Origin of the sequence: Paraburkholderia acidisoli (assembly GCF_009789675.1) — a bacterium.
Taxonomy (GTDB): Bacteria; Pseudomonadota; Gammaproteobacteria; order Burkholderiales; family Burkholderiaceae; genus Paraburkholderia; species Paraburkholderia acidisoli.
In genome coordinates this window covers 328,398-341,014 of the sequence record NZ_CP046913.1, presented here as the reverse complement: position 1 = coordinate 341,014, position 12,617 = coordinate 328,398, and the positions used below count along the sequence as shown (strand labels likewise).

General features: G+C 65.3%; 12 protein-coding genes. 11 read left to right on the top strand and 1 reads right to left on the bottom strand.

Features of this window, described 5'->3' with window-relative positions; translation table 11 throughout:
- Positions 1 to 139: 139 nt before the first annotated feature.
- The gene (locus FAZ98_RS01500) at positions 140 to 2,146 is read right to left on the bottom strand and encodes a cation:proton antiporter domain-containing protein (protein ID WP_158948103.1); all 2,007 of its coding nucleotides are present in this window, start codon (positions 2,144 to 2,146) and stop codon (positions 140 to 142) included.
- Positions 2,147 to 2,610: 464 nt separating this feature from the next.
- Here FAZ98_RS01500 and kdsD point away from each other — a divergent pair, with 464 nt between their 5' ends.
- The 11 genes from kdsD (at position 2,611) to FAZ98_RS01445 (ending at position 12,604) form a co-directional block, all read left to right on the top strand.
- The gene (gene kdsD, locus FAZ98_RS01495; RefSeq protein WP_158948101.1) at positions 2,611 to 3,597 is read left to right on the top strand and encodes an arabinose 5-phosphate isomerase KdsD; all 987 of its coding nucleotides are present in this window, start codon (positions 2,611 to 2,613) and stop codon (positions 3,595 to 3,597) included.
- Positions 3,597 to 4,169 (top strand): KdsC family phosphatase, encoded by a 573-nt coding sequence (locus FAZ98_RS01490; RefSeq protein ID WP_158948099.1) that lies wholly within the window; start codon positions 3,597 to 3,599, stop codon positions 4,167 to 4,169. Before kdsD ends, FAZ98_RS01490 begins: the two co-directional genes overlap by 1 nt.
- Positions 4,166 to 4,765, top strand: coding sequence for an LPS export ABC transporter periplasmic protein LptC (gene lptC / locus FAZ98_RS01485; protein ID WP_158948097.1), 600 nt, complete (start codon positions 4,166 to 4,168; stop codon positions 4,763 to 4,765). The genes FAZ98_RS01490 and lptC overlap by 4 nt, the downstream gene beginning before the upstream one ends.
- A 32-nt stretch (positions 4,766 to 4,797) precedes the next feature.
- Complete coding sequence (gene lptA, locus FAZ98_RS01480; RefSeq protein WP_158948095.1) at positions 4,798 to 5,508, top strand: lipopolysaccharide transport periplasmic protein LptA; 711 nt, start codon at positions 4,798 to 4,800, stop codon at positions 5,506 to 5,508.
- A 14-nt stretch (positions 5,509 to 5,522) separates the two neighbouring features.
- The gene (gene lptB / locus FAZ98_RS01475; protein ID WP_407672069.1) at positions 5,523 to 6,296 is read left to right on the top strand and encodes an LPS export ABC transporter ATP-binding protein; all 774 of its coding nucleotides are present in this window, start codon (positions 5,523 to 5,525) and stop codon (positions 6,294 to 6,296) included.
- A gap of 515 nt (positions 6,297 to 6,811) precedes the next feature.
- Positions 6,812 to 8,323 (top strand): RNA polymerase factor sigma-54, encoded by a 1,512-nt coding sequence (locus FAZ98_RS01470; RefSeq protein ID WP_158951823.1) that lies wholly within the window; start codon positions 6,812 to 6,814, stop codon positions 8,321 to 8,323.
- Positions 8,324 to 8,496: 173 nt separating this feature from the next.
- Complete coding sequence (hpf, locus tag FAZ98_RS01465) at positions 8,497 to 8,859, top strand: ribosome hibernation-promoting factor, HPF/YfiA family (RefSeq protein ID WP_158948091.1); 363 nt, start codon at positions 8,497 to 8,499, stop codon at positions 8,857 to 8,859.
- A gap of 362 nt (positions 8,860 to 9,221) precedes the next feature.
- The gene (gene ptsN, locus FAZ98_RS01460) at positions 9,222 to 9,758 is read left to right on the top strand and encodes a PTS IIA-like nitrogen regulatory protein PtsN (protein ID WP_407672021.1); all 537 of its coding nucleotides are present in this window, start codon (positions 9,222 to 9,224) and stop codon (positions 9,756 to 9,758) included.
- A 185-nt stretch (positions 9,759 to 9,943) separates the two neighbouring features.
- Positions 9,944 to 10,912, top strand: coding sequence for an HPr(Ser) kinase/phosphatase (hprK, locus tag FAZ98_RS01455; protein ID WP_028201859.1), 969 nt, complete (start codon positions 9,944 to 9,946; stop codon positions 10,910 to 10,912).
- A 121-nt stretch (positions 10,913 to 11,033) separates the two neighbouring features.
- Positions 11,034 to 11,927, top strand: coding sequence for an RNase adapter RapZ (gene rapZ / locus FAZ98_RS01450; protein WP_158948089.1), 894 nt, complete (start codon positions 11,034 to 11,036; stop codon positions 11,925 to 11,927).
- A 41-nt stretch (positions 11,928 to 11,968) separates the two neighbouring features.
- A complete protein-coding gene (locus FAZ98_RS01445; protein WP_158948087.1) occupies positions 11,969 to 12,604 on the top strand; it encodes an LON peptidase substrate-binding domain-containing protein in 636 nt (211 codons plus the stop codon).
- Positions 12,605 to 12,617: the final 13 nt, after the last annotated feature.

Here is a 12,617-nt window from a genome sequence, read left to right as displayed (position 1 = left end):
CGCCCCATTCAAGCCGCGATTTACGACGCGAATGTTAAGCCGCGAGTTGGCGCCGCGTATTTGGCCGCATATTGGGCCGCGTATTTCGCCGCAAGCTTCACGCCGCAAGCTTCACGCCGGGGGATTCCCGCCGCGGGATTCAGGCCGCCGCGGCGCCCGCGCCCTGGCGGCGATGCCGCGACAGCCGCTCCTCGGCCTGCGCCAATTGCTCGGGCAGACCGCGAATCACGACGATGTCGGCTTCGCGCAGCTTGGTCGACGGGTCGGGCTCCACGCCGCGAATGCCGTGCCGGCGGATCGCCGTGACTTCCACGCCCAGCTCGTACAGACCGAGTTCCGCGAGCGTGCGGCCCACCGCGTCGGCGCGGGAGTCGACCGGTACGGATTGTAGCCGCACCTGCTCGTGACCGTCCTCGCCGGCATCGTCGGTGCCGTGGAAGTAGCCGCGCAGCAGGCTGTAACGCTCGTCGCGCAGCTCTTCCACGCGGCGCACCACGCGCCGCATCGGCACGCCCATCAGCACGAGCATGTGCGACGCCAGCATCAGGCTGCCCTCGACGATCTCCGGGATCACCTCGGTCGCGCCCGCCGCCAGCAGGCGCTCGAGATCGGCGTCGTCCACCGTGCGCACGATCGTCGGCAGCGTGGGCTCGAGTTCGTGGATGTGATGCAGCACGCGAAACGCCGACTGCGTGTTCGCATAGGTGATCGCCACCGCGGCCGCGCGGTGAATGCCCGCCGCGACCAGCGACTCGCGCCGCGCCGCGTCGCCGAACACCACCGATTCGCCGGCCGCCGCGGCCGCCGCCACGCGGTCCGGGTCGAGGTCGAGCGCGACGTACGAGAGGCCTTCGTTTTCCAGCATGCGCGCCAGATTCTGCCCCGCGCGGCCATAGCCGCAGACGATCACGTGGCCGCTCTGCTTGAGGCTCTGCGTGGCGATGCGCGTCATCATCAGCGACTGTTGCATCCATTCCGTCGACGACAGCCGCAGCACGATGCGATCGGCGTTCTGGATGAGGAACGGCGCGGCCAGCATGGAGAGCAGCATCGCCGCCAGAATGGCCTGGAGCAGCGTGGGATCGACGAGATGCTTGTCGAGAATGAGGTTCAGCAGCACGAAGCCGAATTCGCCCGCCTGCGCGAGACCGAGGCCCGTGCGCATCGCCACGCCCGGCGAGGCGCCGAAGAGCCGCGTGAGCGCCGTGATCAGTACGGCCTTGAGCACGACCGGCCCGAGGAAGAACGCCGCCACCATGAACGGGTGCTGCCAGATCACGAGCGGATTGAGCAGCATGCCCGTGGTGATGAAGAACAGGCCGAGCAGCACGTCGCGAAACGGCTTGATGTCCTCTTCCACCTGGTGCTTGTACGGTGTTTCGGCGATCAACATGCCCGCGATGAACGCGCCCAGCGCGAGCGAAAGGCCGAATTTATCGGTGATGAACGCCGCGCCCAGCGTGACGAGCAGCACGTTCAGCACGAACAGCTCCTGCGAGCGGCGCCGCGCGACCACGTTGAACCAGCGCGTCATGAACTTCTGGCCGACGAACAGCAGAATGCCGAGCGCGAGCACGATCTTGATCGCCGCCATGCCGAGCGATTCGAACAGCGACTTCGACGAACCGCCGAACGCCGCGATCACGATGAGCAGCGGCACCACGGCCAGATCCTGGAACAGCAGCACGCCCAGAATGTTGCGGCCGTGCTCCGACTCGATCTCGAGCCGCTCGGAAAGCATCTTGCTGACGATGGCCGTGGACGACATCGCGAGCGCGCCGCCGAGCGCCACGCAGGCCTGCCACGTGATGTGCACCCACGGCGCCAGCGCGAGACCGAGCGCGAGCGCGACCAGAATGGTGCCGAGCACCTGCGAGAGCCCGAGCCCGAACACCGCGCGCCGCATGCTGCGCAGCTTGGAGAGCGAAAACTCCAGGCCGATCGAGAACATCAGGAACACGACGCCGAACTCGGCGAGATTCTGCGCGCCGTCCGTGTTCGGCACGATGCCGAACGCCCGCGGCCCGACCAGAATGCCGACCGAGAGATAGCCGAGCATGGGCGGCAGGTTCAGATAACGGAACAGCACGACGCCGACCACCGAGGCGAGCAACAGGAACAGCGTCATTTCCAGCGGAGAAATCATCGTGTGAAGCGTCCTCTTTCGTCTGCGTCGGGGTTGCGGCGGCGGCTACTGCGTTCGGGCGGTTTTGAATCGGGCGTCGAGTCGTGCGTTTATCGTGCGTTTTAAAGCGGGTCGGTGCGGTTAATCGGTGTTGAAGCGGCTTTGGGACCGGATTTTCAATCGGTCCTGAATCATCGGCCTCGAATCGACGGCCTCGAATCATCGGCCTTGAATCGACGGCCTTGAATCGCAATGACTTGCGATACTCGATGACCACCCGCGCCGGGTTGCCCCGGTCCGGGGTCCATGATCGGCGCAAAGCCGGTTCCAGGGAAAGGGCTGCGGAGCACCGCCAGGCGGCCCGCTGGCCGGTGCTGACGAAGTCCGCTCGGGATGCGCGGCGAGGCGCGCCGCGCGGCGCGCGCACGAGGCCGACGCGCTGGGGCGTCGGCGCGGCGCGCAGACGCCTTTGCTATACTCCGCGAATGATAGCGAAAATCAATGGCGACCGGGCGCTGAAGCTCGCTCGCGACGTGCTCGACATCGAAGCCGACGCCGTGCGCGGTCTTCGCGACCGGCTCGACGACAACTTCGTCGGCGCGGTCGACCTCATCCTGGGTTGTCGCGGGCGCGTGGTGGTTTCCGGCATCGGCAAATCGGGTCACATTGCCCGCAAATTCGCCGCCACGCTGGCTTCCACGGGTACGCCCGCATTCTTCGTGCATCCCGCCGAAGCAAGCCACGGCGACCTCGGCATGGTCACCGAAGACGACATCTTCATCGGCCTGTCGAATTCCGGCGAATCGGAAGAACTCGTCGCGATCCTGCCGCTCGTCAAGCGCATCGGCGCGAAACTCATCGGCATCACGGGCAACCGCCCGCACTCCACGCTCGGCAAGCTCTCGGACTTCCATCTGGACGCCGGCGTCGAAAAAGAAGCCTGCCCGCTCAATCTCGCGCCCACCGCCAGCACCACGGCGGCGCTCGCGCTCTCCGACGCGCTCGCGGTCGCGGTGCTCGACGCGCGCGGCTTCGGCGCCGACGACTTCGCCCGCTCGCATCCGGGCGGCGCGCTCGGCCGGCGCCTGCTCACCTACGTGCGCGACGTCATGCGCACCGGCGACGAAGTGCCGAAGGTCACGAGCGACGTGACGGTGCGCGACGCGCTGTTCCAACTCACGGCCAAGCGCATGGGCATGACGGCCGTGGTGGGCGAGGCGGGGCGTGTGGAAGGCATCTTCACCGACGGCGACCTGCGCCGCGTGCTCGAACGCGTGGGCGACTTCCGCGAACTGCCGCTCTCGCAGGTCATGACGAAAAACCCGCGCACGATCGGTCCGGACCAGCTCGCGGTGGAAGCCGTGGAACTGATGGAGCGTCACCGCATCAATCAAATGCTGGTCGTCGATACCGAAGGCACGCTGATCGGCGCACTCAACATGCACGACCTCTTTTCGAAGAAGGTGATCTGATGGCTCTCCCACCCGACGCAACGGCGCGCGCGGCGCGCGTGCGACTGATGATCTTCGACGTCGACGGCGTACTCACCGACGGCGGTCTGCTCTTCACGGGTCAAGGCGACACCATGAAGGGCTTCAACTCGCTCGACGGCCACGGCGCGAAGCTCCTGCGCGAAGCCGGCATCGACACGGCCATCATCACGGGCCGCAAGTCCGAGATCGTCGCGGTGCGCGCGAAGGAACTGCGCATCACGCACTTGTGGCAAGGCGTGGAAGACAAGCGCGTGGCGTTCGCCGAACTGCTGCAACAGACCGGTCTCGCGGCCGGGCAATGCGGCTACATGGGCGACGACTGGCCCGACCTCGCGGTCATGCTCCAGTGCGGCTTCGCGGCCGCGCCGGCGAACGCGCACCCGGACGTGCTCTCGCGCGCCCATTGGGTATCGGACAAAACGGGCGGCCACGGCGCCGTGCGTGAAGTCACCGACCTGATCCTGCGCGCGCAGAACCAGTACGACGCGCTGCTCGCGGCCGCCTGTTCCCCGCAGTCGCCGCACGAGGCGCACGAGGCACAAGCGCGATGAACCCGAAGTTCCGCCTCGTTTCGCTCGTCCCGCTGATCTGCGTGGCGGCGCTTGCCGGCTTCACGTGGTGGCTGCTGCAAGCGGTGCAGCCGCGCGAACACGAGGCGGCGCCGCGCGCGCTCACGCATACGCCCGATTATTTCGCCGATAATTTTTCGGTGTCCGAGCTCGACCAGTCGGGCGCGACGCAGTACCGGCTCACGGCCTCGCACATGGTGCATTACGAGGACGACGAAAACAGCGACCTCACGAATCCGGCCGTACGCGCTTTCCAGCCCGGCAAGCCGATCGTGACCGCCACGGGACTGCGCGGCACCGTCAACGGCGACGCCTCCATCGTCAATCTGTACGACAACGCCCGCATCCTGCGCGCGGCCGGCGCCGGCGACCCGGAAATGCAGGCCGATTCGGAGCATTTCCGGGTGCTCGTGAACGACGATGTGATCCTGACCGAAAAGCCGGTTAAACTTCGTCGCGGCCTGTCGGTCATGACGGCCACCAACGGCATGAACTACAACAACGTCACCCGGGTCATCCAGCTCTACGGCAACGTCCGTGGCGCGATCGCCCCGGCTGACTCCGGCGGCTCGTCCTGAACGGCCGGGCCGTCCACGCAAGGCACGATTGCATGAACGAATCGCTTCCCCGTCCTGAGTCCGGCAGCCTGCGCACGGCGCACGCCGGACGCGTCAGCCGCTCCGGCGGCGCCGTGCGCGCGGCTTTCGCTGCGCTCGCCGCCGCGCTGTCGCTCGGCGCGTTCGCGCCCGCGGCGCACGCCGAACGCGCGGACAAGGACAAACCGCTCAATATCGAAGCGGACAATATGACGTACGACGATCTGAAGCAGCAGACCGTCTTTATCGGCCACGTGGTCGCGACGAAGGGCACGATCCTCATCAAGGCCGACCGCCTCGTCGTCACGCAAGATCCGCAGGGCTACCAGTACGCCGTGGGCACGGTGCCGGCGGGCAGCACCGGCGACAAGCTCGCCTATTTCCGCCAGAAACGCGAAGGCCTGAACGAATACGTCGACGGCACGGCGGAGCGCATCGACTACGACGGCAAGCAGGATCTCACCACGCTCACCACGAACGCGACGGTGCGCCGCCTGCAAGGCCTCTCGACGCTGATGGACACGGTCCACGGCAGCGTCATCACCTATGACGGGCAGAACGACTTCTACACCGCGAAGTCGGGCAAGGACGTCGCCGGTCCGGGCAACCCCGGCGGCCGGGTGCGCGCGACGCTGTCGCCGCGCAACGGCGGCGCGCAGCCGCTCACCGGCGCTTCGGCGCCGCTCGTTCCGTCGAACTCGCTGCAGGGAACGCCGCAACAGTGAATACCGTGACCGCCATCCAAAGCCAGGGCCGCCAGCTTGCCGGCAAGACCAGCTCGCTCGTCGTGCGCAATCTGAAGAAGCGCTACGGCTCGCGCACGGTCGTCAAGGACGTCTCGCTCGACGTGAAGAGCGGCGAAGTCGTCGGCCTGCTCGGGCCGAACGGCGCGGGCAAGACCACCTCGTTCTACATGATCGTGGGCCTCGTGCCGCTCGACGCGGGCGAGATCGACCTCGACGGCCAGTCCATCAGCCTGTTGCCGATCCACAAGCGCGCCGCGCTGGGTCTGTCGTACCTGCCGCAGGAAGCTTCGGTGTTCCGCAAGCTCACCGTCGAGGAAAACATCCGCGCGGTGCTCGAACTCCAGGTGGACGGCAACGGCAAGCGGCTTTCGAAAGACGTCATCACGCAACGCGCCGAGGCGCTGCTCGAAGAGCTGCAGATCGCGCATCTGCGCGACAATCCGGCGCTCTCGCTCTCGGGCGGCGAACGCCGGCGCGTGGAAATCGCGCGCGCGCTCGCGACCGATCCGAGCTTCATCCTGCTGGACGAGCCGTTCGCGGGCGTGGACCCGATCGCCGTGCTCGAAATCCAGAAGATCGTGAAGTTCCTGAAGCAGCGCAACATCGGCGTGCTGATCACCGACCACAACGTGCGCGAGACGCTCGGCATCTGCGATCACGCGTACATCATCAGCGACGGCACCGTGCTCGCGGCCGGCGCGCCCGGCGACATCATCGAGAACGAAAGCGTGCGTCGCGTCTATCTCGGCGAGCATTTCCGCATGTAATGCCGCGCAGGCGGGCGCGCCTGCATTTGCAGGCCTCGCGCCCGCATGCTGTTCCAACCTTCCGGCTTTGTCTTAAGCGCCTGGCGAGTCGCGTGCTTTCGCGCGACGCTGGCGCGGCAACGCGTGACGCGATCGAGCGTGCGGCATGCGCCTCGCGCCGCGCTCGCCTCGGGCAACCCCGCTAGCGGGCTGCATGGGCTTTCGTCGCTGCTCACGGCGTGCTCGCCGCGCCTCGACGAAAGGCGGCGATCCGTACCGTTTTCCCCCGGCGACTCGCGGCGCGGACCGGCGCCTGCGTCGCGTCGTGCTGTCTGATTTTTCTGTCTTTTTTTCCGCTTTTTTTCAGCGCTTTTTTCAGGAAGTCTGCGGGATCGACCGCGCACGCTCCGGTGTGCGCGGCCCCGTGTTTGCGCACCAAATTCGAGGGTGCGGCATGGCTGCGCCGGCGTGCAAGCGGTTTAGTACCGCGGGTACCGCGTACGTGGCAAACTCTTTACAATGATTCGCACATCGCCATGAAAGCCAGCCTCCAACTCCGCCTCTCGCAGCATCTTGCGCTGACTCCCCAACTGCAACAGTCCATCCGGCTGCTGCAGTTGTCGACGCTCGAACTGCAACAGGAGGTCGCCACGGCGATCGCGCAGAATCCCTTGCTCGAGAACGAAGACGACTGGATCGCCAGCCCCCTGCGCGTGGCCGCCGACGGCTCGCTCATCGCCCAGCCGCCCGCGTCTTCGGGCGCGGAGCCCATGCAAGGCGCGAGCACGTCGAGCGCCTCCAACGGCAGCGACGACAGCGAACGCGAGCCGCGCGGCGTCGACGAATACGACGGCATGTCGGGCGACACCAACGGCGATTCGAGCCAGTGGAACCTCGACGACTACGGCCGCTCCGGCAACGCCTCCGACGACGACGACCTGCCGCCGCTGCAGATCCACGAATCGACCACCACGCTGCGCGATCACCTGATGGCGCAGCTGCGCGAAACCAACGCGAGCCTGCGCGATCGCGCGCTCATCACCTTCCTCATCGAGTCGCTCGACGAAGACGGTTACCTGAGCGCCACGTGCGAGGAAATTCTTGCCGATATTCCCGCAGAGCTGGAAGTCGACGGCGACGAACTCAACGCGGCGCTCGCGCTGCTGCACAGCTTCGACCCGGCGGGCGTGGGCGCGCGCTCGGCGTCCGAATGCCTGAAGCTGCAATTGCTGCGCATGACGTCGACGGCTACGCGCACGCTCGCGCTGGAGATCGTCGCGAATCACCTCGAACTGCTGGCCGCGCGCGACTTCACGCGCCTGCGCAAGCAACTGAAGACCGGCGACGACGAACTCCGCGACGCGCACATGCTGATCCGCTCGCTCGAGCCCTTCCCCGGCGCGGCATACGGCAAGGCGGAAGCCGACTACGTGGTGCCCGACATCATGGTCAAAAAAACGGGGCAGAACTGGCACGCGGAGCTCAACCCCGAAGTGGTACCGAAGCTGCGCATCAACCATCTGTACGCGAACATCCTGCGCAACAACCGCGGCGATCCGGGCAGCGGCTCGCTGCGCCAGCAGTTGCAGGAAGCGCGCTGGCTGATCAAGAACATCCAGCAGCGCTTCGAGACGATCCTGCGGGTCGCGCAGGCTATCGTCGAGCGTCAGAAGAACTTTTTCGTGCACGGCGAAATCGCCATGCGCCCCTTGGTTTTGAGGGAGATTGCTGATACGCTGGGCCTACACGAATCAACTGTCTCGCGTGTGACAACGGGCAAATATATGCTCACGCCATTCGGGACGCTTGAGTTCAAATACTTCTTCGGTTCGCATGTGTCGACCGATACGGGAGGCGCGGCATCGTCCACCGCGATACGTGCGCTCATCAAGCAACTGATAGGAGCCGAAAACCCCAAATCTCCTCTTTCGGACAGCCGCATTGCTGAATTGCTGGCAGAACAGGGCTTCGTCGTGGCGCGACGTACCGTCGCCAAGTACCGTGAAGCGCTGAAGATTCCAGCCGTCAACTTGCGCAAGTCTCTTTAGCCTGTTCCGGCTTTTACGGAATGGGCACTTTCCGGCCGCTACGCCCGTTGGCGGAAATGGCCGGCCGCGCTAGCCCGTAGTCGCAGGCCTTTCGGGGAGCCGCGCACAGGCAGTCAGTCGACCGGCATTGCCGCGCTTCACGCGTCACGCGGCCATCAGCCTGGAGAAGCACTATGAATCTGAAGATCAGTGGACACCATCTCGAAGTAACGCCAGCGTTGCGAGAATATGTGATCACCAAACTGGACAGGGTGCTAAGGCATTTCGATCAGGTCATCGATGGCAATGTGGTCCTCTCGGTCGACAACATCAAGGAAAAGGACAAGAGACAGAAGGTGGAAGTGAACCTTCATCTGAAAGGCAAGGACATCTTCGTGGAAAGCTGCAATGGCGACATGTATGCCGCCATCGATCTCGTGGTCGACAAGCTCGATCGCCAGGTCGTGCGCCACAAGGATCGTCTGCAGGGTCATGCCCACGAGGCGATCAAGCACCAGCCCGTACCGGTGCCCGGCATCGAGATCCCGCCGCAGTAAGGCGCGAGCGATCCATGCAATGACGAGGGACGCGAGCCGGAGCTGAACGCTCACCCTCCGACCCTCGCCGCTTCGAGCATGAGCAATACCGTGCCCAAGCACCTGGCCGCCCAAACGGGGCGGCTTTTTCATGGGCGCTTTTCTGCCCCGCTTTTTTACATTCTTGATTTTTACGGGGACGGTTGCACATACGTGCTACGAGGTGCAACCCGGCAGTCCAGGTTGCGCTGATGCATGGCGCATCGCACCATCGGCGCGTACGCTTGTTCTATAATGGTCCAGTCGTTTTCGGGGTTTTCTGACACAATCGAATTCCCTGCGGTCCCGGCACCGGGCTTCGTCGCCAGATCCACTTGTTTGCCATGACGGCCCGCGCAGCGGGCGCGGCATATGCAGCCATTGTCGAGGTGAGGAGCATTCAGGCCACGTTTTCGCCTGCCAACATGAATCGTTTAGCCAAAATACTTCCCATCGAGAACGTCGTCGTCGGCCTGTCCGTTACCAGCAAGAAACGCGTCTTCGAGCAGGCTGGCCTGATCTTCGAAAACCAGAACGGCATCGCTCGCAGCACCGTTACCGACAATCTTTTCGCGCGCGAGCGCCTCGGCTCCACGGGCCTCGGCGAAGGCGTCGCGATCCCGCACGGCCGCATCAAGGGCCTGAAGCAGCCGCTCGCCGCGTTCGTGCGTCTCGCCGAACCCATCGCGTTCGAGGCGCCCGACGGTCAGCCCGTCTCGCTGCTCATCTTCCTGCTCGTGCCCGAACAGGCCACGCAGCAGCATCTCGAAATTCTGTCCGAAATTGCCCAGTTGCTATCGGATCGCGAGACGCGTGAGCGCCTTCACACGGAAGAAGACCGCGAAACGTTGCATCGCCTGCTCACGCAATGGCAACCTTGACGGCACGCGCGAGCCGGGATAAACCCGGTGCACCATCCGGCTTTCAGCGTCGTTAACCCGCTTGTGAGGCCGGTTTGCAAGGCGCCGCCCGGCGCGCTTCCCGCCCCGGTCTTCCCGCCCGCCTCACGTTTGCCCTTCTTTCGCCTTAGCCAGTTGAGCGAGTCATCTCGCGGAGTCACCGACTCATGGACACTTCCAGCATCAACGCCCAAAGCATCTTCGACGACAACGCCACCACGCTCAAGCTGAGCTGGCTGACGGGGCACGAGGGCTGGGAGCGCGGTTTTTCGACGGAGACGGTGGCCACAGCCACGGCGAGCGCCGACCTCGTCGGCCACTTGAACCTGATCCACCCGAACCGCATCCAGGTGCTCGGCGACGCCGAAATCCATTACTACCAGCGCCAGACCGACGAAGACCGTTCGCGCCACATGGCCGAATTGATCGCGCTGGAACCGCCGTTCCTCGTGGTCGCCGACGGCATGACCGCGCCGCCCGAACTCGTGCTTCGCTGCACGCGCTCCTCCACGCCGCTCTTCACCACGCCCATGTCGGCGGCCACGGTCATCGACAGCCTGCGCCTCTACATGTCGCGCATCCTCGCGCCGCGCGCGACGCTGCACGGCGTGTTTCTCGACATTCTCGGCATGGGCGTGCTGCTCACGGGCGACTCGGGTCTCGGCAAGAGCGAACTCGGTCTCGAACTGATCAGCCGCGGCCACGGTCTCGTGGCCGACGACGCCGTGGACTTCGTGCGCCTCGGCCCCGATTTCGTGGAAGGCCGTTGCCCGCCGCTGCTGCAAAACCTGCTCGAAGTGCGCGGCCTGGGTTTGCTCGACATCAAGACGATCTTTGGTGAAACGGCCGTGCGTCGGAAGATGAAGCTCAAGCTTATCGTGCAACTGGTGCGCCGCCCCGACGGCGAGTTCCAGCGCCTGCCGCTCGAAAGCCAGACGGTGGACGTGCTCGGCCTGCCGATCAGCAAGGTGACGATCCAGGTGGCCGCGGGCCGCAACCTCGCCGTGCTGGTCGAAGCGGCCGTGCGCAACACGATCCTGCAACTGCGCGGCATCGACACGTTGCGCGACTTCATGGACCGCCAGCGCCTCGCCATGCAGGACCCCGACAGCCAGTTTCCCGGCAAGCTGATCTGACCTTAGCCACCCGCGCGAGCCACGGCCCGCGCGGCTGAGACGCAGGTGGCGCGGCCGGCTGGCGAGTACGGTCGCGCAAATCGGATGCTATGATGACCCCATCGGAGTCATCCTATTTCCCATGCGTATCATCCTGATCACCGGCATCTCGGGTTCCGGCAAGTCAGTGGCGCTGAACGCGCTCGAAGACGTCGGCTATTTCTGTGTCGACAACCTGCCGCCGCGCTTTTTGCCGCAACTCGCGCAATATCTCTCCGACGACGGTTACGAACGCCTCGCGGTTGCTATCGACGCGCGTTCGAGCGCCTCGTTCGACGACATGCCGGAGATGATCCGCGACCTCTCGCAACGGCACGACGTGCGCGTGCTGTTTCTCAACGCGAGCACGCAGTCGCTCATCCAGCGCTTTTCGGAAACGCGCCGCCGCCATCCGCTTTCGGGTTCCGCCGCGCACGCCGCGAACGTCGGCATGATGAAGTCGATCGAAGAGGCCATCGAGCACGAGCGCGAACTCGTCTCGAATCTCGCCGAGTTCGGCCATCAGATCGACACCAGCAATCTGAGCGCGAACGCGCTGCGCGCCTGGGTCAAGGTGTTCGTCGAACGCGAGCGCGGTTCGCTCATGCTCACGTTCGAATCGTTCGGTTTCAAGCGCGGCGTGCCGCTCGACGCGGACTTCGTGTTCGACGTGCGCACGCTGCCCAATCCGCATTACGACGCCCGTCTGCGTCCGCTCACCGGGCTCGATCAGCCCGTGATCGACTTTCTCACCGCGCAACCGGCCGTCCACGAAATGATCGACGATGTCTACGCGTTCGTCGCCAAATGGCTGCCGCATTTTCGCGCCGACAACCGCAGCTACCTCACGGTCGCCATCGGTTGCACGGGTGGCCAGCACCGTTCGGTGTACATCGCCCAGACGCTCGCCACGCGCTTCGCGGGCGAGTCGAACGTGATCGTGCGTCACCGCGATGCGCCGCTCGACGTGGGCGAAGCGGCGCGCCTGATCGCCTAACCGGCTGCGTGTCGCGCGGCCTTTAACCGAAGCGTTGCGCCATGTCTCCGTCTCCTGCCGTGCTTGCCGATTTGCCGCTGTTCCCGCTGCATACGGTGCTGTTTCCCGGCGGCCTGCTGCCGCTCAAGATCTTCGAAGCGCGTTATCTGGACATGGCGAGCGCGTGTTTGCGCGAGCGCACGCCGTTCGGCGTGTGCCTGCTCAAAAGCGGCGCCGAAGTCGCCCTGCCCGACGAACCCTCGGTGCCCGAAGCCATCGGCTGTCTCGCCACGATCGAGGCATGCGACGTCGAAACCGTCGGCATGCTGCACATTCGCGCGCACGGCACGAAGCGTTTCCGGCTGCTCTCGCATCGCGCGGAAAACAACGGTCTGCTGGTGGGCATGGCGGAAGTGCTGCCCGAAGACATCCCGCTCGAGGGCGGCGAACGGCAAGCGCGCTTCGGCGCCTGCTCGGAAGTGCTCGAACGCATCATCGCCACCATCAGCGAGCGCGACCCCACCGGTTTGCCGTTCGCGGAGCCGTACCGTTTCGACGATCCTACGTGGGTCTCCAACCGTCTCGCCGAAGTGCTGCCGATCGCGCTGCGCGCGCGCCAGAAGCTCATGGAACTCGACGACGCCGGCGAGCGCATCGACGTCGTGCATCACTACATGCAGCAGCATCAGTTGCTGTGATGCGCCCGCGCGC

Excerpts from the sequence above, each read along its gene's own strand:
- FAZ98_RS01445 (WP_158948087.1), top strand. The coding sequence starts at position 11,969 with ATGTCTCCGTCTCCTGCCGTGCTTGCCGATTTGCCGCTGTTCCCGCTG.
- FAZ98_RS01490 (WP_158948099.1), top strand. The coding sequence starts at position 3,597 with ATGGCTCTCCCACCCGACGCAACGGCGCGCGCGGCGCGCGTGCGACTG.
- kdsD (WP_158948101.1), top strand. The coding sequence starts at position 2,611 with ATGATAGCGAAAATCAATGGCGACCGGGCGCTGAAGCTCGCTCGCGAC.
- hpf (WP_158948091.1), top strand. The coding sequence starts at position 8,497 with ATGAATCTGAAGATCAGTGGACACCATCTCGAAGTAACGCCAGCGTTG.
- FAZ98_RS01470 (WP_158951823.1), top strand. The coding sequence starts at position 6,812 with ATGAAAGCCAGCCTCCAACTCCGCCTCTCGCAGCATCTTGCGCTGACT.
- lptC (WP_158948097.1), top strand. The coding sequence starts at position 4,166 with ATGAACCCGAAGTTCCGCCTCGTTTCGCTCGTCCCGCTGATCTGCGTG.
- ptsN (WP_407672021.1), top strand. The coding sequence starts at position 9,222 with ATGACGGCCCGCGCAGCGGGCGCGGCATATGCAGCCATTGTCGAGGTG.
- lptA (WP_158948095.1), top strand. The coding sequence starts at position 4,798 with ATGAACGAATCGCTTCCCCGTCCTGAGTCCGGCAGCCTGCGCACGGCG.
- rapZ (WP_158948089.1), top strand. The coding sequence starts at position 11,034 with ATGCGTATCATCCTGATCACCGGCATCTCGGGTTCCGGCAAGTCAGTG.
- FAZ98_RS01500 (WP_158948103.1), bottom strand. The coding sequence starts at position 2,146 with ATGATTTCTCCGCTGGAAATGACGCTGTTCCTGTTGCTCGCCTCGGTG.
- hprK (WP_028201859.1), top strand. The coding sequence starts at position 9,944 with ATGGACACTTCCAGCATCAACGCCCAAAGCATCTTCGACGACAACGCC.